21 protein-coding genes and 6 tRNA genes are annotated in these 24175 nt (G+C 37.6%); 10 read left to right on the top strand and 17 right to left on the bottom strand.

What is annotated here, in order from left to right; translation table 11 throughout:
* Position 1: 1 nt before the first annotated feature.
* Positions 2–1696 carry a sugar phosphorylase gene (locus AVFI_RS08870; protein WP_017018336.1) on the top strand — a complete coding sequence of 565 codons (1695 nt, stop codon included), beginning with the start codon at positions 2–4 and terminating at the stop codon, positions 1694–1696.
* Positions 1697–1706: 10 nt separating this feature from the next.
* Positions 1707–2300, top strand: a complete 594-nt coding sequence (locus AVFI_RS08865) for a fructose PTS transporter subunit IIA (RefSeq protein ID WP_065604702.1) — start codon at positions 1707–1709, stop codon at positions 2298–2300.
* 7 nt (positions 2301–2307) lie between these two features.
* Here the strand turns inward: AVFI_RS08865 and AVFI_RS08860 are convergent, their stop codons facing one another.
* The gene (locus AVFI_RS08860) at positions 2308–4176 is read right to left on the bottom strand and encodes an MFS transporter (protein WP_065640818.1); all 1869 of its coding nucleotides are present in this window, start codon (positions 4174–4176) and stop codon (positions 2308–2310) included.
* 29 nt (positions 4177–4205) lie between these two features.
* Positions 4206–4805 (bottom strand): TetR/AcrR family transcriptional regulator, encoded by a 600-nt coding sequence (locus AVFI_RS08855; protein WP_026029226.1) that lies wholly within the window; start codon positions 4803–4805, stop codon positions 4206–4208.
* 222 nt (positions 4806–5027) lie between these two features.
* Here AVFI_RS08855 and AVFI_RS08850 point away from each other — a divergent pair, with 222 nt between their 5' ends.
* Together AVFI_RS08850 and AVFI_RS08845 are read left to right on the top strand one after the other, a co-directional pair.
* Complete coding sequence (locus AVFI_RS08850) at positions 5028–5921, top strand: Tim44 domain-containing protein (RefSeq protein WP_188863418.1); 894 nt, start codon at positions 5028–5030, stop codon at positions 5919–5921.
* 146 nt (positions 5922–6067) lie between these two features.
* Positions 6068–6298, top strand: a complete 231-nt coding sequence (locus AVFI_RS08845; protein ID WP_005419965.1) for a TIGR02647 family protein — start codon at positions 6068–6070, stop codon at positions 6296–6298.
* Between the two features lie 21 nt (positions 6299–6319).
* On the opposite strand, the gene AVFI_RS08840 is transcribed toward AVFI_RS08845, so the two are convergent.
* Complete coding sequence (locus tag AVFI_RS08840) at positions 6320–6571, bottom strand: YkgJ family cysteine cluster protein (protein ID WP_005419964.1); 252 nt, start codon at positions 6569–6571, stop codon at positions 6320–6322.
* A 122-nt stretch (positions 6572–6693) separates the two neighbouring features.
* Between AVFI_RS08840 and AVFI_RS08835 the strand changes: the two genes are divergently transcribed.
* Entirely contained in the window at positions 6694–7134 is a 441-nt protein-coding gene (locus AVFI_RS08835) for a YcgN family cysteine cluster protein (protein ID WP_054775350.1), read from the top strand.
* Positions 7134–7433 (top strand): hypothetical protein, encoded by a 300-nt coding sequence (locus AVFI_RS08830; protein WP_012533410.1) that lies wholly within the window; start codon positions 7134–7136, stop codon positions 7431–7433. The genes AVFI_RS08835 and AVFI_RS08830 overlap by 1 nt, the downstream gene beginning before the upstream one ends.
* Here the strand turns inward: AVFI_RS08830 and AVFI_RS08825 are convergent.
* Positions 7422–8114 (bottom strand): SDR family oxidoreductase, encoded by a 693-nt coding sequence (locus tag AVFI_RS08825; RefSeq protein ID WP_054775351.1) that lies wholly within the window; start codon positions 8112–8114, stop codon positions 7422–7424. The genes AVFI_RS08830 and AVFI_RS08825 overlap by 12 nt on opposite strands.
* Positions 8115–8317: 203 nt before the next feature.
* On the opposite strand from AVFI_RS08825, the gene AVFI_RS08820 reads away from it, so the two are divergent.
* On the top strand, positions 8318–9157 hold the full coding sequence (locus AVFI_RS08820) for a 2OG-Fe(II) oxygenase family protein (RefSeq protein ID WP_012533665.1): 840 nt from the start codon (positions 8318–8320) through the stop codon (positions 9155–9157).
* A 61-nt stretch (positions 9158–9218) separates the two neighbouring features.
* Here the strand turns inward: AVFI_RS08820 and AVFI_RS08815 are convergent, their stop codons facing one another.
* The gene (locus AVFI_RS08815) at positions 9219–10100 is read right to left on the bottom strand and encodes a mechanosensitive ion channel family protein (protein ID WP_054775352.1); all 882 of its coding nucleotides are present in this window, start codon (positions 10098–10100) and stop codon (positions 9219–9221) included.
* Position 10101: 1 nt separating this feature from the next.
* Positions 10102–12456 (bottom strand): ATP-binding protein, encoded by a 2355-nt coding sequence (locus AVFI_RS08810; RefSeq protein ID WP_188863417.1) that lies wholly within the window; start codon positions 12454–12456, stop codon positions 10102–10104.
* 320 nt (positions 12457–12776) lie between these two features.
* Between AVFI_RS08810 and AVFI_RS08805 the strand changes: the two genes are divergently transcribed.
* The gene (locus AVFI_RS08805; RefSeq protein WP_017018343.1) at positions 12777–13277 is read left to right on the top strand and encodes a GNAT family N-acetyltransferase; all 501 of its coding nucleotides are present in this window, start codon (positions 12777–12779) and stop codon (positions 13275–13277) included.
* Positions 13278–13357: 80 nt separating this feature from the next.
* Positions 13358–14173: a 5'-methylthioadenosine/S-adenosylhomocysteine nucleosidase gene (locus AVFI_RS08800; RefSeq protein WP_054775353.1), complete on the top strand. Its 816-nt coding sequence runs from the start codon at positions 13358–13360 to the stop codon at positions 14171–14173.
* A gap of 71 nt (positions 14174–14244) precedes the next feature.
* Here AVFI_RS08800 and AVFI_RS08795 read toward each other — a convergent pair whose 3' ends face one another.
* From AVFI_RS08795 to AVFI_RS08745, 11 genes are all read right to left on the bottom strand, one after another.
* Complete coding sequence (locus AVFI_RS08795; RefSeq protein WP_017018345.1) at positions 14245–16131, bottom strand: methyl-accepting chemotaxis protein; 1887 nt, start codon at positions 16129–16131, stop codon at positions 14245–14247.
* A gap of 456 nt (positions 16132–16587) precedes the next feature.
* A tRNA-Ser gene (locus AVFI_RS08790) sits at positions 16588–16678 on the bottom strand.
* A 295-nt stretch (positions 16679–16973) separates the two neighbouring features.
* Positions 16974–17064, bottom strand: a tRNA-Ser gene (locus tag AVFI_RS08785).
* 111 nt (positions 17065–17175) lie between these two features.
* Positions 17176–17883 carry a carbonic anhydrase gene (locus AVFI_RS08780; RefSeq protein WP_012534238.1) on the bottom strand — a complete coding sequence of 236 codons (708 nt, stop codon included), beginning with the start codon at positions 17881–17883 and terminating at the stop codon, positions 17176–17178.
* Between the two features lie 638 nt (positions 17884–18521).
* Positions 18522–18598: transfer RNA gene (locus tag AVFI_RS08775), tRNA-Asp, on the bottom strand.
* Between the two features lie 38 nt (positions 18599–18636).
* Positions 18637–18727: transfer RNA gene (locus AVFI_RS08770), tRNA-Ser, on the bottom strand.
* Between the two features lie 518 nt (positions 18728–19245).
* On the bottom strand, positions 19246–20268 hold the full coding sequence (locus AVFI_RS08765) for an IS110 family RNA-guided transposase (protein ID WP_065624874.1): 1023 nt from the start codon (positions 20266–20268) through the stop codon (positions 19246–19248).
* Positions 20269–20579: 311 nt separating this feature from the next.
* A tRNA-Asp gene (locus AVFI_RS08760) sits at positions 20580–20656 on the bottom strand.
* Between the two features lie 38 nt (positions 20657–20694).
* Positions 20695–20785, bottom strand: a tRNA-Ser gene (locus AVFI_RS08755).
* Positions 20786–20988: 203 nt separating this feature from the next.
* Positions 20989–22797: a DUF3413 domain-containing protein gene (locus tag AVFI_RS08750; RefSeq protein ID WP_188863842.1), complete on the bottom strand. Its 1809-nt coding sequence runs from the start codon at positions 22795–22797 to the stop codon at positions 20989–20991.
* 19 nt (positions 22798–22816) lie between these two features.
* Positions 22817–23044 (bottom strand): YejL family protein, encoded by a 228-nt coding sequence (locus AVFI_RS08745; protein WP_005419945.1) that lies wholly within the window; start codon positions 23042–23044, stop codon positions 22817–22819.
* A gap of 80 nt (positions 23045–23124) precedes the next feature.
* Between AVFI_RS08745 and yejK the strand changes: the two genes are divergently transcribed.
* The gene (gene yejK / locus AVFI_RS08740; RefSeq protein WP_005419943.1) at positions 23125–24141 is read left to right on the top strand and encodes a nucleoid-associated protein YejK; all 1017 of its coding nucleotides are present in this window, start codon (positions 23125–23127) and stop codon (positions 24139–24141) included.
* Positions 24142–24175: the final 34 nt, after the last annotated feature.

Here is a 24175-nt window from a genome sequence, read left to right as displayed (position 1 = left end):
AATGATAGAAAACGTTATTTTCAACAAGGTCGAAAAAATATACGGCAAAGGTAATGCGATATCGATTACTCAAGATATTTTGGGACTCATTAACAAATGGAAAGTAGAGAAACCAATTTATCAATCATGGGTTGATGAGAAAACGTCTTATCTTATTACCTATGGGGATAGCTTTTCATCTGATGGAGAAAAAACGTTATCAACAATGAAAAAATTTGCTGATAAATATTTAAAAAACATTATTAGTAATATTCATATATTACCTATGTTTCCTTATACTTCAGATGATGGTTTTAGTGTTGTTGATTATCGTAAAATTGACCCGAAATTAGGGAGTTGGCAAGAGTTAAATGCATTATCAGATAACTTTGATTTGATGTATGACTGCGTAATTAATCATATTTCTAAAAGTAGTGACTGGTTTCAACGTTATTTAGCTGGTGATGAGCAATATCAAGAGTATTTTATCGAGTCAGATCCTAGCCTTAATTATTCAAGTGTTACGCGTCCCCGCTCATTACCACTTTTAACTCCATTTAATAAGGCTTCGGGCGAGATTTCTTATGTTTGGACAACATTTTCAGATGATCAAATAGATATTAATTTTCATAATCCAAAAGTTTTATTAGAGAGTATAGATATTCTACTCATGTATGCTGCTAATGGTGGTCGTTCTATTCGCTTAGATGCTATCGGGTTTATTTGGAAGATATTAGAGACATCATGTATTCATTTACCACAGGCTCATGAAATTATTCAGCTTTGGCGAATTATTCTTGATAAGGCTATTCCTGGAACATTATTAATCACAGAAACGAATGTCCCTCATAGAGAAAATATCTCTTACTTTGGGCAAGGTAATGAGGCTCATATGGTGTATCAATTTCCGCTGCCGCCATTAACTTTACATGCATTTATGAGCGAAAATAGTCAAATGCTGACTATGTGGGCAAAAGGGTTAACATCAGAAGCAATGCAAAGTTTACATGAAGGGCATAAAACAACGTATTTCAACTTTTTAGCTAGTCACGATGGTATTGGAGTTCGTCCAACAGAAGGGATATTAACGAATGATGATAGATTAATGATGTGTAAACAGGTTGAACGAAAGGGCGGAAGGGTTAACTATAAAGATAATGGCGATGGAACCCAATCACCTTATGAACTTAATATTAACTATTTAAGTGCATTAACGGAACCTGATGATAATTCAACGAAAAAATCCGATAAATTTTTAGCTGCACAGTCAATATTACTTTCATTTATTGGTGTACCTGCCATTTATTATCATAGTTTGTTAGGCAGTGAAAATGATGTAAAAGCAATGCTTGAATCAGGAATTAATCGCCGTATTAATCGTGAGAAATTTAATTTAGATGAGTTAGAAACAGAACTCGAAGATTCAGAAGCATTACGCTATAAAGTGTATAACCAAATGGTTTCATTACTGGGTTTACGTCAACAGCTTTCAGCATTTTCTCCACAATCATCACAAAAAGTACTTGAGTTAGGTGAGGGTATTTTTGCTTTGATACGTGGTGAAGGAGAAGAAGCCATTCGATTTATAGTAAATATCACATCAAGCCCTCAAGATATTTATCTGGATGATGGAGGAGTAGATGTTATTACAAACGCATCATTTTCAAATACGTTTACTTTAAAGCCATATCAATTTGTTTGGTTAATGCAGCAATAAGGAATTTAAAATGAAATTAGCACAACTTACTTCACCTGATCTTATTTTAATTGATGCCGTATTTGATGATCGATTGTCAGCCATTCATGCATTAACAGATAAGTTAGATCTACATGGAAAATTGACCAACAAACAAGAGTTTTTAGAGGCTGTTTTAACAAGAGAGGAGGAAGGACCAACAGCACTTGGTGAGTACTTAGCCGTTCCTCATGGAAAATCAGAAGCGGTTAAAGCACCTGTTTTTGCTTGCGCGTTTGTAAAAGAAGAACTGATGTGGACAGGTTTAGATGGTGATGAACCAGTTAAGATGATTTTCTTATTGGCAATCCCACCAGCTGAAGCGGGGTCGACTCATATGGAGGTATTAACTACACTTACTTCATTATTGGTTGAAGATGATTTTAGAGAACAGTTACTGGCTGCGAGCTCAACACAAGAGGTTATGTCATTATTTGATGGTAATGAGGACAGCAAAAATTATGAACAGAGTAAAAAAGAAATAGACGTTCAGGTTGAAATCGCCAAAGATACCACCCGCTATGCATACCCAGCAGTATTAGGTATAGGTGTATTAATCTCAGTATTTTTATTTATGTTGCTTTAAAGCATTATCACTGACAATCACCGCGTAATTGAGCTACTTTTTCACGCATCAGTTTTGATGTTGCATCTTGTGGTAGTACGGGTTCTCCTGCTACCACTTCTACTTTAGACCAGCAGCGACTAGGGCGTTTTAATATTGCTTTACCGCCATGGCGACTAAAGAAACTTCCCCATAAGCCTCGCAGCGCCATTGGAATGACGGGCACTGGCGAGCGTTTCAAAATGATATCCATACCTCGTAAGAAAGCACCGATTTCACCATCACGAGTTAAGACACCTTCAGGAAAGATCAACACAATCTCCCCATTTGTTAGTGCGTTTTCAACCTCCATAAATGCTCGTCGAATTGAGCTACTTTTAGTGGCATTAATTGGAATAACCTTAGTTAATTTAAAGAAGTATTTAATTAAAGGTAATTCAGCGTATTCCTCTTCCATTACAAATCGAATAGGGCGAGGGCACGCTCCACTGATAATAAAAGCATCCATATAAGTGATGTGATTACACACTAACAAGGCGCCACCTTCTTCTGGGATATGATGCAAATGTTTGTGGTTTACTCGGTATGCCGTGTGAGTGAGAACCCATAAAACAAAGCGAATAATAAAAATAGGCACACGGAAAAACAAAAAGAGTGTGACGATACCATTTAATATCGCAAGAAGAAGGAAAAATTGAGGGATACTTAACTCAATGACAGATAGACAAATAATTCCAAGGATGGCACTTGTTACCATAAAGATGGCGTTATAAATATTATTGGCAGCAATGATCTGAGAGCGATGTTTCGCTTGGGGTCGTTTTTGGATTAACGTGTATAAAGGGACAATAAATATCCCACCAGAAACCCCTAGAAAAAAGAGATTAACAAAAACAGAGAAAAGATCTGGATGCGTTAAGATTTCAAAAAAATCAGTGGTATGTATTGGATTTGCGGGTGTCGCTAAAAACAGGTTGAAACCAAAAATAGTAATACCAAGGCTGCCAAGAGGAATAATGCCTAGTTCAACACGGTGTTTAGATAATACATCACAGGCTAATGAACCTACTGCAATGCCAACTGAGAACAACGCCAACAGTACACTAACAGTAATCGCATTATCGTTTAAAAAATGGTGAGTGTAATTAGGAAACTGAGTTAAGTAACTTGCACCTAAAAACCAAAACCAACTGATCCCCATAATCGCTAAAAATACAGACGTATCTTTTTTTGCGATTGAAATAGTATTTCGTGTTTGCTGAATTGGTCGCCAGCGAAATGAAAGTGTTGGGTCAATGGCTTTTGCATAAGGAATAAAACGACTAGATAAATAACCAAGTACTGCGAAAAGAAGCACAGCACCAGCAGCAATATATTGCGCATTCTCTTGGGATGCAATAATGCCAGCGCCAATGGTTCCAAATAGAATGGCTAAGAAAGTGCCTGTTTCAACTAAAGCATTACCAGAAACTAACTCATCTTCTTTTAATTGCTGAGGGAGTAAAGCGTATTTTACTGGACCAAAAAAAGCGGATTGAGTGCCCATTAAAAACAATAAAATAAGTAATAGCGTGAAGTCTTTTAAAACAAAGGCAATAGCCCCAAAGAGCATGATAATGATTTCAGCGAGTTTAACTTTGCGTATAAAAGCCGATTTCTCATATTTGTCAGCCAGTACACCAGCAAAAGCAGAAAACAGAAAAAAAGGAAGAATGAATAACCCAGCGGCTAAATTAATAAATAAATTAGATGATATAGGTAGAGAATCAACACTAGCAAAAGCAACAAACAATAATAGGGTATTTTTAAATATGTTGTCGTTAAAAGCCCCTAGAGATTGAGTGAGAAAGTAGGGGAGGAATCGACGTTGTGTAAGTAGTTTGGCTTGCTTTGCCATAAAAGATCCTTTTTACCAAAGAATATTGGTTAATGCAGTTTCCATTGATTGATGTAGTTTAGCAGCAAGTTATCAATAAGTTTGTGGCCATCAATCGGTGTTGATGAAAAAAGTAAATCATCAAGGCTTAGTAGCGTAATACCATGAACACCAGCCCAAATTACACGACTTGTTTCTACAATATCTTCGTGAGTTTTCGTATTGTTAATACTAAAGATCATTCTTTCAAGGATCGACATCATTTGATTAATGCGGTTTTCTTGCCATTCAGGCAGCGCCTCACCATTCATATTATGTTGAAATACCAACTTCCAACGATTAGGTTGCTGCTGTGCAAAATCATAATAACAATAAGCAATGGCTTTTAGTGCCTCCTCAGGGGTTGCACTGTTTTCAATACCTTGTGAGATTTGAAGCATCAATTCATCAAGGGTTTGCGCGATAGAGCGAAGTAGCAATAAGTTATAGCTACCAAAAATATTGACTAATGTACTCGGTACATAACCAATGCTTTTTGCCAGTTTGCGTAAACTGAGTTCGTGATGACTATGCTCATTAAGAAATAATTTAACATTATCTAATGCCATTTCGCGTATTTCTTGATGAGAATGGTCGTTTCTGCGCGCCATATTAACCTGAGCTATAAAATTATGTACATTGTTCTTAATTTTAAATGTATGGCTATAATCTTCAAGTAAGAGTTATGTCAATTAGGAGTTAGTGCACATGTTTGAGACGGATAACTGTTTGTTTTAACACTCTGAAACATTCTATTGAAGATTAATGCTGCCATTGTTCCTCAATGCAAGCTATTATCAATCCAAATTAATTCCAAAAATAAGGAAGAGGTAATGAAACGTCTTTTATCTATTGTTGCCCTTATGTTTGTTTTTGTGGTCTCAGCACCGCATGCAGAAGCAAAGAAATTCGGTGGCGGTAAGTCATTTGGTAAAAGCTTTAAAACGGCGCCTGCGCCAAAACAAAAACAACAAAATACCAATACGATTGGTAAGCAAGACACAACAAAAAGTGCATCAGGCAAAAAAGGCCTAATGGGTGGCTTGCTTGGTGGTCTACTTGCTGGTGGTTTATTAGCTGCTCTATTTAGTGGTGGTGCGTTTGAAGGTATCCAATTCATGGATATTCTTATCATGGCAGGTATCGCATTCATTCTATTCAAGGTATTCCGCTCAATGATGGCAGCCAAGGCGGGTAGTATGAATCAGAGACAAGGTGCAGCTTATGCAGGCCCACAAGGTCAGCAAGACGCACAGCCTAGTTTCCGTGATAATCAACAATACTTCCAAGCTGATCAAGCTACAGCACAACCTACTGGTGGTTTTGGTGCAGCAAGTGCTGATGACGTTCCGCATAACTACCCACCGGGTTTTGATATGCAATCATTCATTAATGGTTCTCGTGAACACTACCGTATTTTACAAGGTGCTTGGAACCATAACCAGCTTGAGACGATTCAAGAATATGTTTCAATCAGCCTGTACAATGACCTTGTACAAGAGCGTGCAACCCTTGAAGGTGAGCAACACACAGACGTAATGTATGTGGATGCAGAAGTGGTTCGTGCTGATCACGATGCAAACCGTGCTCAATTAAGTATTCAGTTCTCTGGTCGCTACCGTGATGCGGTAGAAGGCATTGAAGAGGACATTACTGATATTTGGCACCTTGAGCGTGATTTAACGCAACCAAATGCGCCATGGTTAATTATCGGTATTCAAGCTTAAGCACTTAACTAGCTGAAAATTGATTAAAAAATATCCCTATAGTGAGTAATCCTATAGGGATTTTTTATAGGTGTGATCCAGCTCTGTTTTAATATTTTTTAGACAGTCTATGCTGAATTCAGTTAATAAATAAGAGAGATATAAATATGCCATTTAATAAAGACATCGTAGAAGAAATGAACCTTCTCAAGCAATTCCCACTAGAAAGCACTCAAGCGGGTTTAAAGGTTCACTCAGACGCAGCACCCGAAGCAATTGAAGCAATGAAGCGTCTTTTCAGTAAAGGATTGGTAACACAAGAAGATGGTGGCTATTTAACAAGCCACGGTATTGAAATCGCAGAGCAAGTACAAAACGTTGTTCGTGTACTATCGTAAGCGTATTCTTCTATAAAAGAATTATAACGTCATTGACTCTAGTTCAGTGATGGTTTGAATAGCTTGTTCTGAGGTTGAACCGCATACATCAGGACAAGCACTAAATTGATGACATACCTTTGGGCGTTCAGCCTTACCAAAAAGCTTACATAAATTCTCTTCATTTAATTGCACACAGCGAACACCAGCAGGCTTACCATTTGGCATTCCCGGGATAAATGACGTAATACTTGGAGCAATGCAACATGCACCGCAACCTAATCGACATTCCATAATTAAACTCACGCAAAAAATAAAGGATGCGCAAGGTATCACTCTTCTATCTTTAGGTCAAAACTTGCTTTTTTGGAACAGAGTGGTATAAAACGGCCTCTTCCCATAATGAGTGTAAAGCAATGACAGAGCAATTTTGGCAACAAAAAAAATTAGAAGAAATGACAGAACAAGAGTGGGAATCTCTTTGTGACGGCTGTGGTAAGTGCTGTCTACACAAATTAATGGATGAAGATACAGATGAAGTTTACTACACCAACGTGGCATGTAGCTGGTTAAACAGCAAAACATGTGCATGTAAAGATTACCCTAAACGTTTCACATCAGGTGAAGAGTGTCTAAAACTAAGCCGTGAAAATATCGCAGAATTTAACTGGTTGCCACTGACTTGTGCGTACCGTTTATTAGCGGAAAATAAGCCGTTACCTGAGTGGCACCCGCTGATCACTGGTTCAAAATCAGCAATGCACGCTGCTGGTGAAAGTGTAAGAAATAAAGTGGTTTATGCTATTGATGTGAAGAACTGGGAAGATCACATCACTAACCATCCGCATAGAAGCTAATGTCTGAAAAAGTAAAAACACAAAAGCCCGATCGCAAAACTGCAATGCGTAACATCATTGAGTTGGTGAAAGCTGACTTTCCATTTGATGCGCCAGAAGCGCAGATATGTGGTGATACGTGTGTAGGTTGTCCACGAAAATTGATTGAACTGGTTGAAAGTGAACTCTTGTATTGGGAATCCTATATTGAGCGTGGTGAAACGCCCAATTTCTCTGAGATTGATAAGTTCGCTAAACTGTGTAAAAACGTACGACGTGGCTTGGTAAGAAACGGAATTTTAGAACCACTACCAAGGTAATTCAGTACCATCAAAATTTAAAAATTGCCCACTATTTTCAATGGATAGTTGGGCAATGACTTTCGTTAATCCCTTCACAGACTCTTCTGTTGAAATTAAAGCATTTGGTCCACCCATTTCCGTTTGAACCCAGCCCGGGTGCATAGCAATAACAGTAAATCCTTCTGGTTTTAAATCATTACTTAAGCTTTTTACTACAGAGTTTAATGCAGCCTTAGATGAACGATAAATATAACCTCCACCTGAAGTGTTCTCTGTCATACTGCCGACTTTAGAAGAGATACATACGATGGTTTTATCACGACTTAATTGCAAGCTAGGGTAGAGCGCTTCTACGATCTTTTGTGGTGCAATAGCGTTGATTTCAAATACTTTCTTCCATTCCTCAACATCACAGTGCCCAAAACCATAACCTTTAGGGCCATAATAACCGGCATTATTAATTAGAATATCTATAGGAGTATGGCAAAGCGTTTTTGCTACATCTTGTATGGTAGTGTAATTAGTCAGTTCTAATTGATACAAGGAAAGTTCAGGGTTGTCATTTTCAAGTTGAAGAAGCTCTTGAGCCGTTGAGGTATCACGATAAGTCGCACTGACTTTATGGCCTTGCTGCAAATAGTATTTTACAAAAGATAAACCAATGCCACGGTTAGCGCCTGTAATGAAAATGTGTTTCATGAATATCCCTTATGTTGTTGCACGGAAAAGTTGTGTTTTTAGATGTAAACAAATTGTTTCTATATTTTAGACGTTAATCCTTGAGCCTATAGCCTCATCTTAATACAATTCGCTTTGTATACTCAAATAGCAGAATGCCTTTTCTTAAGGTGAATAAAGACTATTGAGATCACCCCTTGCTCAACAATAAAAAGAATACAATTATGAAATTAGAAGCCATTGATTACACTGCTGAAAATGCAGCAGAGCTGTTTGTAAAGTCGCTAAGAGAAACTGGATTTGGGGTGTTAAAAAATCATCCAATTCAGCAAGAATCAGTACAAAGTATTTATGATAATTGGTATGCGTTTTTTAATAGCCAAGAGAAAGAAAACTTTCAATTTAATGTCGATACTCAAGATGGTTTTTTTCCTGCTTCAGTATCAGAAGTAGCCAAAGGCCATACTAAAAAAGACATTAAAGAGTACTATCATTATTATCCTACCGGTCAATGTCCTGCTGAATTAAAAGCACAAATTCAAGAGTACTACGATAACGCGAATACATTAGCGATTGAGTTGTTGTCTTGGGTAGAAGAACATTCACCAGAAGAGGTATCAGCACTGTATTCACAATCTTTATCTAGCATGATAGAGGGAAGTGAAAAAACATTATTGCGTGTTCTTCATTATCCACCGCTAGAAGGGGATGAGGAGCTTGGTGCGATTCGCGCTGGAGCGCATGAAGATATTAATTTACTGACGGTGTTACCAGCAGCAAATGAGCCGGGCTTACAAGTTAAGACAAAAGAGGGTGATTGGTTAGATGTTCCATGTGATTTTGGTAATCTGATCATTAATATCGGTGATATGTTGCAAGAAGCATCGGGTGGCTATTACCCATCAACAACGCACCGAGTGATTAATCCTGAAGGTGCTGATAAGACGAAGTCTCGTATTTCTTTACCTTTGTTCTTACACCCAAAACCAGAGGTTGTATTGTCTGAGCGTCATACTGCAAATAGCTATTTGATGGAGCGTTTACGAGAGTTAGGGGTTATTTAGTTCTGAATCTCATCCAATAAAAAAAGGTAGAGCTTAATAACTCTACCTTTTTTATTTTTAATTACGCTAATTTGCTCTGTATTGCGATGGTTGGTGGAATGATATTGGCCTTTCTAAACTCTTGCATCACACGTAACGTAATGTCTGTTTCAAAGAGTTTTTCAAACTTAATATCTACCACATAAGCTTTACAGGTCAGTTGAATCGCCAAATAGTTATCGGTAATCGTCTGCTTTACTAATACCACAACCGGTTTTGGTAAGTGAATATAACGACTTGAAGAGGCCGCTTCTTGGATGATATCTCGCGCTTTATTGATGTCTTGATCCATTCCAATATAGAAAGGGATCACCACCTGCATATCTAACCCACCGTAGTTGCCACTAACGGTCACTTCATTTAAGAATTTGTTATTTGGAATGGTAATAATATCGTCGTTCAAGGTTTGCATGCGAACAGAGCGAAGACCAATGGCGATAATATCACCGTAGTGGCCCTCAAACGTCACTCGGTCGCCCACTTGGAATGGACGGTCAATCATTACGGTTAAGCCCGCGATGAAAGAGGCGGTAAGGTCTTTTAAGGCAAAACCCACAGATACCGCAATCGTACCACCAATTAAAGCTAATACTCGATCATCAACTCGAAAGCTCAGCATGAAAACCGCAACGGCTGTCGACATGTAGATAAAGAATTGAAAGAACGATTGCAGCTTTTGCATCAACATACGGCGTTGAGCAAATTGGCTACTTACCCCATCCACAATTGATTGAATGAAACGTAAGAATAACCACGCACCTAGGATAATAAAGAAGGAGGCAGCAACACCACTCCAACGGATCAAACTGGCAAATTGTTGTAAATTATCAATTGATTGAGGATCTTCAGCCAATGCAGTTGAGCTCATCATCAATGATAAGCAAAGTACAAATAAACGAATCATGTTATTTCACCAGTAAGTGTTGACGATGTAATACGTTAGTAATGTGACGATACCAGTGGTCCGATATACGTGCTTTTTCATCATTCCATTCTATGTAGCCTCGGCTTTGGAAGTAGCGTAGTGTACTAATGACTTCCGCAATGCTTAGGCGACTACAATCACACAGATCTTCAGGGGAAGCGACTTCCAACTGTACGATAGAGCGAAGTACGGCCAACATTGGTTTTGGCATGGTTTCTAAATCATCCGATTGTGGAGCTCTAAATAGACGAACTAAAATGGCATCTGTGTCTTTATCTCTAAATAGTGACAATCTAAAGAAGCGCAGCGCAACCGTAGGGTTACCATCTGAGTAGTCCCATAAAATACGGTAGAAGCCATTTTTAGCGCGTTCTTCATCACTTAAATTATCTTCATCCCATTGTCTAGGCAGCACTAACCCATCAAACGAAATGGTGTTTACGTTATTTTCTTTTACGATACGAGAATCAAGTAATTGACCAATTTCTTTCTCTGTCCATTTAGGCATAAACGTAACAAGATCAAACAATAAACGTTCGCCACGCGCACGGTCAATAAAACGCCAGCTTGATTTATCAATGGATAAAACCACACGGTGACTCTTACGTGCACGTCTTAGTAGGTTGGTTAACTTCATTAGCTCAATTAACCCGTTCACTTTTGGTTTTACTAATCGTTGTGCATTATCAAAAGCGATTAGGTAGCACTGCTCGCTGTTTCTTAGGTGTTGTAAGATATCTTTTTCAGATGATTCTGCATCTAATCCTAGTAATTGAGCTAACTCTGGTAATAGTGCAGCGTAACCGTCGTAAGGGCAGTTAATGTAAATAGGTACTGCGTTTTTAGTTTTATTCAGAATGCGTTTAAGTACCGTTGTCGTACCTACGCCACGCTCGCCAGATAATACACATACTGCTGGACTATCTGTTAATAAATAGCGTGACAGTGAGATGATTTCATCTTTAGCGTAATCCTCAATAAGTTCTGATTCCTCAGAGCCCGGTGCAATATAGTCAAACGCTAATGGACCTTTAACGCGTACAAGATTTGATTGCTCACGCGAGACTTCTGTTTGTTTTGCTACTTCTATTCTAAATAGGTAAGCAAGAGCATGACTGAATGCGGCGTATTGTGACAAAGTAGAAAGCACTAGATGTTGCAGTGTTCTGCCTATTAACCACGCAGCGCAGCAAGCGGTTGCAGGAATAGACATGAACATTGAATCTTTATTTCGAATAGCCCATTGAACCGAAATAGGATAGGTTTCGAAGCGATCAATACGACTAAAGATAGTGCTGTTCCATTGCTTTAAACTGATGATCGTCAGTAAGATAAAGAACAAAGCAACAAAGGAGTTAATCCATGCGTAAATGGTACCTTGCCCTAATGTTCTTGATGAAATCTGTAAAATAACACCAGCGACAATTATCCCCCATACATAACGGCGAATCGTGGATAAGCGAAGTGCAATGTTTTCTTTTTTATTGTGTTTGCTATTACGGAAAGCAAATTCAAGAATAAAACTTACCGCAATGGAACCCCCAAGGATCCACCATGTGAAGATCTCTAAGAAAATCAGATGCTGTAAGCTTGGTAACGTTGAAATAATGCGTAATGTCGCTGTAATTAGTAGCAAGTATGCAATGGCTTTATGCGCACGACTGCAATACCAAATAGTACGGATCAGTAAACTTGGATTTGAAGTGCTCTTTAGTTTAGACACTTTAAAGTCGTGAATTAGACGATCGCTGTTACGCATCCACCAATTAAAGATGAACATGACACACAACACTTTAAACAGCACGCTAATCATAGGCACTGGTGAAATGGCTAAATCACTCAGTAGTTTTTTAAAACTGCGCAATTGGTAGTGAATATAGTATTGAATATTTTGTTTTGTAATACGTAATTCAGAATAAAACTGAGTCACACCACGAGGGCCAAATCCGGTTAGTTGGTCGCGTGTTTTTGTATCACTAAGCAGCAATAATTTTTCTTTACTCACGTTAAAAGAAGCCAATGAACGATGGTTTTGCTCTACCTTAGCCCAGTTTTTATCTGTCGCATCATTTCTATAGTTAATTAAAGAATTTTCTAATATTTTTAATTGCTTATTTTGCTCAAACAGAGTTCGAGACATCAACTCTTTTACTTGTCGATATTCGTTATTTGAGAAAAAGTGCTGTTCGGGTAGTTGCTTAATATCGGTCGCAATTTTTTGCGCCGATTCAGAGATTGATACAGGGTTGTAGGTATTAATACCCCATTCAGCAGAAGCTTGTGAGGAACAAAATAGAGCAAACGCTAAAAGCAAATGAGTAACAATATTATTCATAAGTGACGAAAAAGTCTCAATAATTATGACGAAATAAAGCGTCAGTGTTGATGATAGGTAATGCGTTGGTTTAGAGGAAATGTGATCAATGTGGCAATTTATCTATTTTTTTGTAAAACGCACCAAATCGGAAACAAAAAGCGTCATTTAGTTGTGATTTAATGTAATTAATTTCGTGATTTATAAAATATGTAATTAATGAAAAGAAATAACTTTCTCTGTGATCAAAATCTGTACTGAGCCCACACAATCAATTTTTGGCAGCATTATGTTCTATTTATTTTTCTATAATGAAAAATAGCTGATTTCGGAGAATTAAAATGAAATATCGAATCGTAGATATATCTAGTGAGCACGATAATGACATTTGCTACATCATTAAAAATGTAGGTGTCGAATTCGGTGCTGTTGGAGAAGGATTTGGACCTAGTGATGACGAAGTGTTAGAAATGAGTGCTCACTATAATCCAAAAGAAAAAAGTAAATATCTTATCCTACTACTTAATGACAGAGTGGTGGGAGGTTGCGGTTTATCGCCATTTAATAACAGTGAAACGGTCTGTGAATTGAAAAAATTGTTTCTCCTACCAGAAGCAAGAGGACGTGGGTTTGGTAAAACCATTGCGGGGAAAATCTTAAAGTTTGCAAAAGAAGTTGGGTATACCCAATGTTACCTAGATACGCTATCCAGTATGAAGTCTGCGATCTTTCTTTATGAAGATTTAGGCTTTAAGCGTTTATCTAAGCCTCTTGATGGAACTGAACACAATGGATGTGATGTTTGGATGCTCAAGAATTTGACAGAGTGTGAAATAAAATAGCAAACGATTGCTTTTTGTTGGTGTTCCTGTATTATCCGCCAAAATTTTTAATCATAAAAATATTAATTAGGGATATATACATGCAGTACCTTCGTTATTTTCTTGCTAGTTTATTTACGATTGTTTCGTTTTCTTTAGCTGCAGCACCAAAGCCTATTGTTTTACAAGGTGCCATGGATGTTGAAGTTAACTATATGGTTGAGCAGTTACAAAATAAACAAGAGGTAACTTTTGGCTCTTGGACGTTTTGGACTGGAACTATTGATGATTACCCAGTCATTGTATCAAGAACGGAAGTGGGTATTGCTAATGCATCAGCATCAACAACTCTAGCTATTGAGAAGTTTTCACCAGGCATGATTATCAACCAAGGAACTTCTGGTGGTCATGATCCAGAGCTTTACCGTGGCGATATTGTTTTAGCCGTTAAGAGCTTCAATATGGGAGCAAATCGCTCTGAATTCTCTAAAGTAGAAGAGGGGATTCAACCTGAAAAATGGAAAAACTTCACAGTAACAATGCGATTAAGAGAAGATAATAAGTTTGCTGAGCATGACGCATTTTATTCAACGCCAGAGTTAGTGGATTTTGCTTATAAGAATGTAAAGCATCCGGCTCAAGGCAAAGTGGTTAAAGGCGTGATTGGTACCGCTGATGAATGGAACCGAGAAGTTGCTCGAATTAATTGGCTACACAAAACCTACCAAACTGCGGCAGAAGAGATGGAGAGCTCATCAGCAGCATTAGTTGCAGAGGCTTATAAAGTACCATTTATCGGTATTCGAATCTTATCGAACACAGATTTACATAATCAAGATTTTGATCCTGCAACGGCAATTACTAACCAAAAATACGTAATTGATTTTGTTAAGCAGTGGATTGCGAAGCAAAAATAATTACCCGCACATATAAAAAAGCCCTAGTGTCTCTGTTAGGGCTTTAAATATCTTATTGTCACTTCTTTGTATTATTTATCATCTATTAAAAAGAAAGATAACTCATTTTTTTGTGATACAGCTAATTGCGAAAGTTCAGCAGCAGCTTGTTGTGTTTGGTTTATTGCCGATACGTTTTGGTGTACTAAATCAAAAGTAGCTGTTGTATTTTGAGCAATATTTTCTGTTACCGCTAATTGTTCTTGTGAAGCTGTTGCTACAAGAGTATTAACATCAGAGATTGATTGAACAGAAAGAACGATGTTATCAAATGAAGTTTTTACATCTTCAGACAGATTTATATACTCTTGAATAGCAACAACATTCGAAGCAATATTCGTATTGGCAATTTCAGATTGCTCTTGTAATTTAAGAATGATTTCTTGAATGTTTTTTGTCGATTCTTGAGTTTTTGCCGCTAAATTTCGGACTTCATCAGCGACAACAGCAAAGCCTCGTCCTTGCTCTCCAGCACGAGCAGCTTCGATTGCTGCGTTTAGTGCAAGTAAGTTAGTTTGTTCTGAAATAGAGCTGATAACCGTTGTTACTTCTCCAATATTGTTAGAGTTAATTTTAAGCTCTGAGATCATGTCCGCAGTTTGCTGAACAGAATCATTGATATTGCCAGCTAGCGAAATCGAAGAGTTAAGAACCTCTAATCCTTTCGTTACATTATTGATTGCGTTTTGTGTTTCATTTTCCGCATGCAGCGCATTGATACTTACTTCTTTGGATGTACTCGAAAGTTCGTTTATCGCTGTTGAGATAGCTTCAACTTGGGTTAACTCTTGTTGAGAGTTGTTTGAAGTATCATTCATCACTAGTGTTAGTTCTTCGGAAGCCGAAGACACGCTATCAGAAAGTAATAAGCTATTTTTGATTATTGATGATAATTTTTGATTAAGGGCAATAGCGGATGCGTAAATCCCTGTTTCCTTACCTGTAATTGTGAATTTTTCAGATAGGTTACCATTTGCGATATTTGATAGAATAGAAGAAATATAAGCGGGCTCTCCACCTATTGGTGCATAAATTAATCTTATTAATAAAAAGTGAACAAGAATAAGAGCTATACTTAATACGATAACAAATAATATTATTGAATCAATCAACATGTCTTTACTTGGTTGAGCAATAACATCGTCCCATTCATAACTTACAACATTCCAATTTATTGATGGTACTTCTGTTTTGTATGCTGATACATATCGATTATCGATGTTGTAATTTAGTTCATTATTAATAAAGCTTTTATATTCAGGACGTTCAGAAAATATATTTTTACTGATTAAGTGGTCCCTACGAGCAGAGACAATATATCCACTGTTATCGTAGACAAAAACCTGATTCTCAGGTGTAAGTTTACTAATGAATTCTTTAATTGTATCTAATTCAATTGTAATAACTACTGCAGCAATAATTTCATTGTTTTTATAAAGGGGACTTGAAAAGGCGAAAACAGTACGGTTAGTCGCGGCATCGTTATAAGCTTGTGTGATAACTTTAGTTTCACCATTAAATGTACGCTGATACCATTCTCTCTTCATTTCCTTTGCATTGAAATTAGGAATAAAAGCACCATTTTCAAACGTTAACCCATTCTTAAGTCCAATAGAGACTAAAGGTACATTCGTACTTTTACGTAATAATTCTAAACTTGTTGTCGCTTGTTTTATGTCACTGATATTTCCATTGCTATCAAAGTCGATAGATAAGGCTTCCATAGCAGTAAAATAGCTGTTTATGTTTTCTTCTAATGATATAGCTAATAAAGAGCCAATATTTTTTTTATGTTCTTCAGTAGAGCTAATGTTGTAATTTTTAAATGTAAAATATCCTGTTCCTGTTAAAACTATTGATATTATAAATAACAGGGAGAATGTAGATATAAAAACGGTATTTTTTAATGTTAGATTCATGATGTGATCATCTTAGGTAGAATTAATAATATATCTATTTAATTTATTTATGATTGAGCTAGAATTGTTGACTTTATTTATCTTTCTTTTTCCATATGTTAATTTTCGCGAGTGTACTCTAATTAAATTAAAGTTATCAATTTTTAATTTGTAAGAGAATTTAAAAGTTCTATATAAGAATATATAACTATTAAAAACTGAATTTCGCGAATGTTATTAATTGTTTTCTTATTTTGATGGAAAATATGATAATTAATAGATAGTAATTATATTTATAGGGAAGTAATATAAATTATTTAGGTTAAAGAAAATAAGTAAGAGTAAAGTAATAACGTAGAGAAAAATCTTATTATCTTTTGCTTTGGACGGGCTAGGTAATGATGATAATCACGAATAAATAGATGATTGAATGTCAGATACGAAAAAGCCCCAGCATTTCTGCTAGGGCTTCGAAAGTGGCGGAGGGATAGGGATTTGAACCCTAGAAGGGCTATTAACCCTTGCCGGTTTTCAAGACCGGTGCTTTCGACCACTCAGCCATCCCTCCAACGCGATGAATAATAGGCGTTCCCTACCTTCATGTAAAGCACTCTTTTTAAATTACGCATCGTTTGCTTTAAAATCGAACACTTCGCTTTATTGTTAGGCAAGGTTGATTTGATGTTGAACAAAAAATAAGAGATCGACTTTTAGTCATTATTTGAATAGTACGTATCTAGATAAGAAGCAGTGCTTTTTGGTTGTTACCAACAAAGAGAAGGGCTTTAAGGCTTATTTTTTGGAAAGCAATTTTTATTTGCTTATACGAAAAAGCCCCAGCATTTCTGCTAGGGCTTCGAAAGTGGCGGAGGGATAGGGATTTGAACCCTAGAAGGGCTATTAACCCTTGCCGGTTTTCAAGACCGGTGCTTTCGACCACTCAGCCATCCCTCCAACGCGGTGAATAATAGGCGTTCCCCACCTTCATGTAAAGCACTCTTTTAAAATTAAGTACTGTTTGCCGTAAATTCGAGCATTTTGTGTGGATTTACGGCATTTTCGTTATCATTTTAAGATAGGGCGAGCATTAATTGCCTGGGTTGGACGGTTATTACCGTTGTAGAGTTCTCTAAATTGAGCTAATTGTTCAGATGAAATCTCAATAGGATTTTTCATTACTAGCCAAGTTACCCCCTCAGAACAAGGTGGTGTCGTTAATGAGCCATTAAAACGATAGTAGGCTTGATCATTTGGTAATAAGTTCGTTAGTGTTAATTTCTTATCAAGAGTGACTTCTCCTGATTCAGGCATTTGCGACCAGATTTTAGCAAGTTCTGGATTTGCCTTACCTTCTTTAAACATCACGCCAACAACCGCTAAGTTTCCATCTTTATCAGCATGAACTAAGTGCATCTCTAACGGATATGAGTGCCCTGCAATTAAATTCTCGCTTGGAGCATGGAAGTGCAGTTGCAGTAGGCTAAATGTCTTACCTTCAACTTGAATTGATTGTGGGCTTTTTATGTTTACCTGCACCGTATGGCCATTATTAACGATGTTTTCACCAGCCTGACCATAATTAAACGTAATTGGCTCTAATTCGCTTTCAATGGCATTGGTAATGTCAATTGGAGATTGATTTACGCCTGTTTGGCAAACGCCATGCCAGTGATTAGGGCCAGTATCTCCCGTATAACCCCATTCAGATGCAGAAGCGAATGGCGTTGCAGAAAGAGCACTTAGTACAGCTAATGTAGTAAATAATTTTTTCATGGTATTTATCTAGCCTTATTATTTTATAAAATCGAACTTAGGCTAATACAAATGTACCTTGGTTAATAATGGTTTGAATGAAGTTTCGCAACCTGCTTCTAATTCTTTGAAATGCTTTGTTTGATTGTCTTAGTTTTAACGCAAATTTTGAGAATTAAAGAATTGATGTGATGGTTTTTTTGAAATCCAGGCTTTATCTGGAACTCGGAAGTATTTTCATTTTCGACAGATACAAAAAAGGCATCGTCTTTCGACAATGCCTTCGTTGTATTGGCGGAGCGGACGGGACTTTCTATATCACCTTGAGAGCAGCACGACCCTCGGCGTGTCAGGCCGCTAAGCTCTCCAATAGAAAGTCTAACTTGGCATCACTATCATTAATTATCTCTTTGCTCTTACTGGTTAAAATCTTTTTTATCTGTGTTAGAAATTTTGTAGTTAGGTCCACTAGCTTCTGCAATTTCTTCCTTGATATAAAAGATTTTTCCTGCGTAATAGCCGAAAGATATCATTAACGGTAGTGATGTGAACTACCGCTCTAATTTTTTGAAACTCAGGCTTTATCTGGAACTCGGAAGTATTTTCATTTTCGACAGATACAAAAAAGGCATCGTCTTTCGACAATGCCTTCGTTGTAGTGGCGGAGCGGACGGGACTCGAACCCGCGACCCCCGGCGTGACAGGCCGGTATTCTAACCAACTGAACTACCGCTCCAATTTTTTGAAACCCAGACTCTATCTGAATCTCGAAAGTGGCGGAGGGATAGGGATTTGAACCCTAGAAGGGCTATTAACCCTTGCCGGTTTTCAAGACCGGTGCTTTCGACCACTCAGCCATCCCTCCAACGCGGTGAATAATAGCGATACCCATACTTGTTGTAAAGACTTCTTTTTAAAAATAAATTCGTTTGATTCAAATTTATTCATTTTGATGGCATTTAAAGCAAATCAATGCAAAGTTCGTTGTTTTTATTGTGTTGTACAATGAAGGATATGAAGAGATAGTAGATCGATTTTTAATTTACAGTCTTTAGAAATGAGTGGGTAAGAATCGGAGAATTATTTAGAAACTTGAAATCCATACTTTATCTGGAGCTCGGAAGTATTTTCATTTTTGACAGATACAAAAATGTATGGTCCGCCTCTTAATTGCAACTACAATTAATTAATGACGGAGTTAGTTTGCGCTAATGTATTCGGAGTCACGTTTGGTGAGCCCATGGCTTACCAGCTCCACGATGATATCCGCGCCAGATTATCCTTAAAAAGCCGAAAGCATTTTTATGCTGTTTTTTGTATCAGGTTTTTAATCTGGCCGATTGACCGTTTTTGTCATCACATTCATTGACGTTGCAAACTCGGTTATGGCTGCTTTGCAGCCTTAAAAGCTTGGCGGTGTTGTAACACCGCCCAAGCTATTCTTGCTAGCTTGTTGGCAAGCGCTACCACTACAACATTAAACGGCTTGGTTGCCCTCAAATTGACCAACCACTGACCAAATACTTTCCCTGTGGTGTCAGGTCTAGATAGCACCGCTCTAGCACCATGAACAAATAAGGTTCGAAGCTGTTTATTTCCTCGTTTACTAACACCCAATAACTTGGGTTTACCTCCTGTCGAAAACTGCCTAGGAACAAGACCTAGCCATGCTGCCATATTACGACCATTTGCAAAGTTATTTGAAGAACTCACATCAGCGATACAAAGCGTTGATGTTAAATCTCCAATACCAGGAATTGTTTTTAATAACCGAGCTAATTCATTATTTTCAGAAATATCATGAAGCTTAATGTCTTGTTCCTTTATTTGTTGGCTCAAATAAGAGTAATGCTCATGAATACTGCATAACTCATTGAGTAAACTCGGGGGTAATTCTTGATTTTGCTCTGCTAACCATTGAAAAAGAGCTTTCATCTTCGCATGCCCTTTGGGCAGGCTCAGCCCAAATTCGAGTAGAATGGCGCCAATTCTAGACATACATGCCGTTCGTTCTTTTATATAACCATCTCTAATTCTATGAATGGTTGCTATAACTTGTGCATCTTCTGTTTTTACCGCAACAAAACGCATAGATGGTCGGCTTGCTGCTTCTGCTATCGCAGCCGCATCAATGAAGTCATTTTTATTACCTTTCACATAAGGTTTTACATATTGAGGCGGGATAAGTTTGGCCTGATGGCCTAAGTCTATGCATTTTCGAGCGAGCCAATGGGAGCCACCACATGCTTCAAAAGCAATTATTGTTGGTTCTAGCTTCGCAATAAAAGAGATTAATTGATTACGACTATATTTTTTCCGTAAAACTTCTTTTCCCAAGTGGTTATGACCAACCACGTGAAAGCTATGTTTACCTAAATCGATACCTAAAATTTGGATGGAAGACATATGGTTCACCTCATTTCTGCATGCCTACTCTAAGCATAGGAGTTTGAGAGTGAGGCGGACCATATAATTAAGGCATCGTCTTTCGACAATGCCTTCGTTGTATTGGCGGAGCGGACGGGACTTTCTATCTCACCTTGAGAGCAGCACGACCCTCGGCGTGTCAGGCCGCTAAGCTCTCCAATAAAAAGCCTAACCAACTGAACTACCATTCTAATTTTTTGAAACTCAGACTCTATCTGGAGTCTCGGAAGCTTTTTCATTTTCGACAGATACAAAAAAGGCATCGTCTTTCGACAATGCCTTCGTTGTATTGGCGGAGCGGACGGGACTCGAACCCGCGACCCCCGGCGTGACAGGCCGGTATTCTAACCAACTGAACTACCGCTCCAATTTTTTGAAACCCAGACTCTATCTGAATCTCGAAAGTGGCGGAGGGATAGGGATTTGAACCCTAGAAGGGCTATTAACCCTTGCCGGTTTTCAAGACCGGTGCTTTCGACCACTCAGCCATCCCTCCAACGCGGTGAATAATAGCGATACCCTTACTTATTGTAAAGTATTCTTTTTAAAATATTTTCCGTTTGCTTTAAAAATATTCACTTTGATCGCAATTGCGACAATTTAGGGTGGAAAAAGCAGTTGTTCGTATTTTATAGGTAAAAAAATCCCTTCACAATTAAGGAAGGGATTAGAAATATCCTTGAGTTTTTAATTCACCTTTTATTTTTTAGGGTGATAAAAACGCTTCAATTCAGAGATACCTTGCATTAATAAAGACAGTTTTGGTTTCTCATCTTTTAAACGACGATAGTTTTCATCGTAAACTCGATAGTTGCCAAAAGTATCAATAACAACAGTATTTGTTCCTGTTATTAACGCGATGTTTTTTCTGTCTCCAGCAAGTAACCAATTACGCTCTTCTGTTTGGTCAAATAGGTTAATACCGCTGCTGTAGCTATCTGCAGAGGTTGTTGTACCTAAAAACTCTTCCATTAAAGTAGGAGCTAAATCCAAATGACTGGATGTTGTTGTAATTAGTTCTGGTTCTACATTTGGCCAATGGATAAGCATTGGAACACGTAGTTGATACTCACTAAAGTTAGTGCTTGAGCCCCAACTATTTGTTTGTGTTTCATCAAATTCCATACCGTGGTTTGAAGTGATGATAACAATGGTTTTTTCCCAGTCAGGGGACTGTTTTAAGGTCGATAAAACGGCTTTAAGTTGTTTATCTGTTCTTTGTACTGCCTTACGGTAGTTCGTTTCAAATAAGTTTTGATTTACATTCGAAGTCGAAATCGGCGCAGCGTCATCGTATTCAGAAACAGAAGTAAGCTCTAAATAACTAAACCAAGGTTTATCACTTGTTTGTTTACCGAACCACTCTTTCCACTGTGAAATTGCTTTTTTATCATTCATTTTTTCTGTTGATTGAGCAATTTCACCTTTGGTAAAGATGATTTGCTTATACAGAGATGAATCAAAATCATCGCCGCTGAATAGACCAAATTGGTAATTTCTAGCGTGTAACTCGGTTAAAATTGGTGACTCGATGTGCGAATTTCTAAAACTGTCTACGTAATTACCAGGCAGGCCATAGAATAACCCGAATAAACTTGTTGGATTATTACTTGCACTGTAGTGGTTGTTATAGTTCAGGTTATTTTGTGCGAACCGAGTTAAATTTGGCGTGTCAGTATGATTAAGCGTATCTGCTCGAAGGCTATCAATCATAATGATCTGCAAGTTGTAATCTTTTTGTTTTGTTTTAAATACAATAGGTTCAAGAGGGTAGCGCATGGCTTCTGTTGCGCCACCAGTTCCTTCATTTTGAATTTGTTTTGCAAGTGCTTCGCGATCAATGAATCCGTGCTTTTCTAAAAATGAACGAGCTGTCATAGGGTAAGAGAGCGGGAATGTAGCACGCTGAGCCGTTACTGGACCGTAAGCTGATGCATCAGCCCAAGTATGAATTAAATGACTACCAATAAAAGCGATGGCAAATGTGATCGCAAATGGACGACCAACATGCTTATGAGCAAGTTTACGTAGTTTATTCCAAACCCATTCAGATAGTGAGAGTTGCAGTAGGAATATAACGGGTACCACAATGAATAAGTATTGCCATTGTGTATTTAAATTGGATTTATCGTTATTAAGTAACATATCCCACACAAGCGGCGTGATATGTAAATGAAGGTTTTGATAAGCGTATGTATCTAATAAGAGTAGAGTCATTCCTGCCGTTGCAATGATGACACTTAAAATACGCATAAGTCGTTGTGATGGCGTAATAAAGGTCAGCGGAAACAGAACAAGAATGTAAAATCCAAAGATTAAGAAACCAAAGTGACCTATCCAGTTTAATATAAGATAGGTTTGACCAAGAAAGGTCTCAGGCCATGGTGATTGCGCTATATAACGCGTACCAATAAGCATTGCTGCAATGATATTGAAAAAGCTAAACCAGTGACCCCAAGTAATTAACTTAGAAACTTTGTCGCCGTATGTATTCCCGCTATCAACCATGGTCTGTGAATTCTCGCTCTTAGTGAGTTTTTGGTTTATCTAGTGAGCTAAGTAGTGCTTGAGCAAATTTTTCAGCGATGATTTGGCGCTGTTCTGCTGGCACTTCTTGGTTTAGAACGTTTGTTGCAATGTTACCAACTAGCATTAGAGATAAATCAGCTGGTGCACGATGTTTGTCTAATACATCGACCATCTCTGTTAACATTTGTTCAATTTGTTTGTTGCTGTATTTTGAAGTAATAGCCATAAGTCTTTTCAGTCAGTTAATGATAGTGAAAGCGGCTTATGATAACCTACTATGTACGTCAACTAAAAACCTTTTCTATTATGAGTTTAACCCTTTCAAACGTAATTTTACATAAATTAGTAAAAAATGACCAAGATGAACTTGAAGTTTGTCTAAGAAATCAAACTCTTGAGAACGAAGAGTTCACAGAAGCCCTTGTTTCTGAGTTACATCGTGTATTTAATTCAAAAGCGGGTAAAGGCTTCGGTGTTTTCAAAACTGAAAGTGAGTTTGGTCATTGGTTATCATCTGTTCGTAAGAACGAAACGCCTTTTTTAGAGTTTAGCAACAATTCAGCAGAGAAATTAAAGTCTGAGCTGATTAAGTACCCATTTGCAGAAGAAGGTATTTTAGTTATTGCTGAATACCAATCATTGGCTACTGAATATCTGTTTGTTGCGGTATTACCATCAAATGAAAGTATGAAAGTTACTGAGCAACTAGATATTAGTGCGACTGATTACCTTGATATTGCAAAAATGGACATTGCTGCACGTATCGATTTATCAACTTGGGAAACAGATTCAGATTCAAATCGTTACCTGACTTTCATTAAAGGTCGTGTTGGTCGTAAAGTTTCTGATTTCTTCTTAGATTTCTTGCAAGCTGATGTTGGTATGGATACTAAGGTTCAAAACCAAGTATTAATGCAAGCGGTGGAAGATTTTTGTGCTGATGAACGTTTAGATAAAGAAGAAAAACAACAATATCGTAAACAAGTTTATGATTACTGTAATGGTCAACTGCAAGCGGGTGAAGAGTTAACAGTTAAAGAGCTAGCTAGTGAATTACCAACGTCTGAGTCAGGCTCAAATTTTTATCAATTTGCAGAAGAGCAAGGATATGAATTAGAAGAGTCTTTCCCAGTTGATCGTACAGCATTACGTAAATTAACAAAATTTGTTGGAGCTGGCGGTGGTTTATCATTAAATTTTGATGCAATGTTGCTTGGTGAGCGTGTTTTTTATGATCCAGAAACGGATACGCTAACAATCAAGGGCACACCGCCAAACCTTAAAGATCAATTAACGCGTCGATTAGGTTCTTCTGAATCATAATTGTTGCTTATATGATCAAAAGTAAGCTGTCTAT

Origin of the sequence: Aliivibrio fischeri ATCC 7744 = JCM 18803 = DSM 507 (assembly GCF_023983475.1) — a bacterium.
Taxonomy (GTDB): Bacteria; Pseudomonadota; Gammaproteobacteria; order Enterobacterales; family Vibrionaceae; genus Aliivibrio; species Aliivibrio fischeri.
Note: the sequence above shows the minus strand (reverse complement) of the source record. Positions and strands in the feature narration are given on the sequence as shown.

Coding starts and splice junctions, on each gene's coding strand:
- AVFI_RS08855 (WP_026029226.1), bottom strand. CDS start 4,805: ATGGCGCGCAGAAACGACCATTCTCATCAAGAAATACGCGAAATGGCA.
- AVFI_RS08765 (WP_065624874.1), bottom strand. CDS start 20,268: ATGTCTTCCATCCAAATTTTAGGTATCGATTTAGGTAAACATAGCTTT.
- AVFI_RS08825 (WP_054775351.1), bottom strand. CDS start 8,114: ATGAAACACATTTTCATTACAGGCGCTAACCGTGGCATTGGTTTATCT.
- AVFI_RS08865 (WP_065604702.1), top strand. CDS start 1,707: ATGAAATTAGCACAACTTACTTCACCTGATCTTATTTTAATTGATGCC.
- AVFI_RS08870 (WP_017018336.1), top strand. CDS start 2: ATGATAGAAAACGTTATTTTCAACAAGGTCGAAAAAATATACGGCAAA.
- AVFI_RS08840 (WP_005419964.1), bottom strand. CDS start 6,571: ATGGAATGTCGATTAGGTTGCGGTGCATGTTGCATTGCTCCAAGTATT.
- AVFI_RS08800 (WP_054775353.1), top strand. CDS start 13,358: ATGCAGTACCTTCGTTATTTTCTTGCTAGTTTATTTACGATTGTTTCG.
- AVFI_RS08780 (WP_012534238.1), bottom strand. CDS start 17,883: ATGAAAAAATTATTTACTACATTAGCTGTACTAAGTGCTCTTTCTGCA.
- AVFI_RS08860 (WP_065640818.1), bottom strand. CDS start 4,176: ATGGCAAAGCAAGCCAAACTACTTACACAACGTCGATTCCTCCCCTAC.
- AVFI_RS08815 (WP_054775352.1), bottom strand. CDS start 10,100: ATGATTCGTTTATTTGTACTTTGCTTATCATTGATGATGAGCTCAACT.
- AVFI_RS08820 (WP_012533665.1), top strand. CDS start 8,318: ATGAAATTAGAAGCCATTGATTACACTGCTGAAAATGCAGCAGAGCTG.
- AVFI_RS08745 (WP_005419945.1), bottom strand. CDS start 23,044: ATGGCTATTACTTCAAAATACAGCAACAAACAAATTGAACAAATGTTA.
- AVFI_RS08750 (WP_188863842.1), bottom strand. CDS start 22,797: ATGGTTGATAGCGGGAATACATACGGCGACAAAGTTTCTAAGTTAATT.
- AVFI_RS08845 (WP_005419965.1), top strand. CDS start 6,068: ATGCCATTTAATAAAGACATCGTAGAAGAAATGAACCTTCTCAAGCAA.
- AVFI_RS08850 (WP_188863418.1), top strand. CDS start 5,028: ATGAAACGTCTTTTATCTATTGTTGCCCTTATGTTTGTTTTTGTGGTC.
- AVFI_RS08805 (WP_017018343.1), top strand. CDS start 12,777: ATGAAATATCGAATCGTAGATATATCTAGTGAGCACGATAATGACATT.
- yejK (WP_005419943.1), top strand. CDS start 23,125: ATGAGTTTAACCCTTTCAAACGTAATTTTACATAAATTAGTAAAAAAT.
- AVFI_RS08830 (WP_012533410.1), top strand. CDS start 7,134: ATGTCTGAAAAAGTAAAAACACAAAAGCCCGATCGCAAAACTGCAATG.
- AVFI_RS08810 (WP_188863417.1), bottom strand. CDS start 12,456: ATGAATAATATTGTTACTCATTTGCTTTTAGCGTTTGCTCTATTTTGT.
- AVFI_RS08835 (WP_054775350.1), top strand. CDS start 6,694: ATGACAGAGCAATTTTGGCAACAAAAAAAATTAGAAGAAATGACAGAA.
- AVFI_RS08795 (WP_017018345.1), bottom strand. CDS start 16,131: ATGAATCTAACATTAAAAAATACCGTTTTTATATCTACATTCTCCCTG.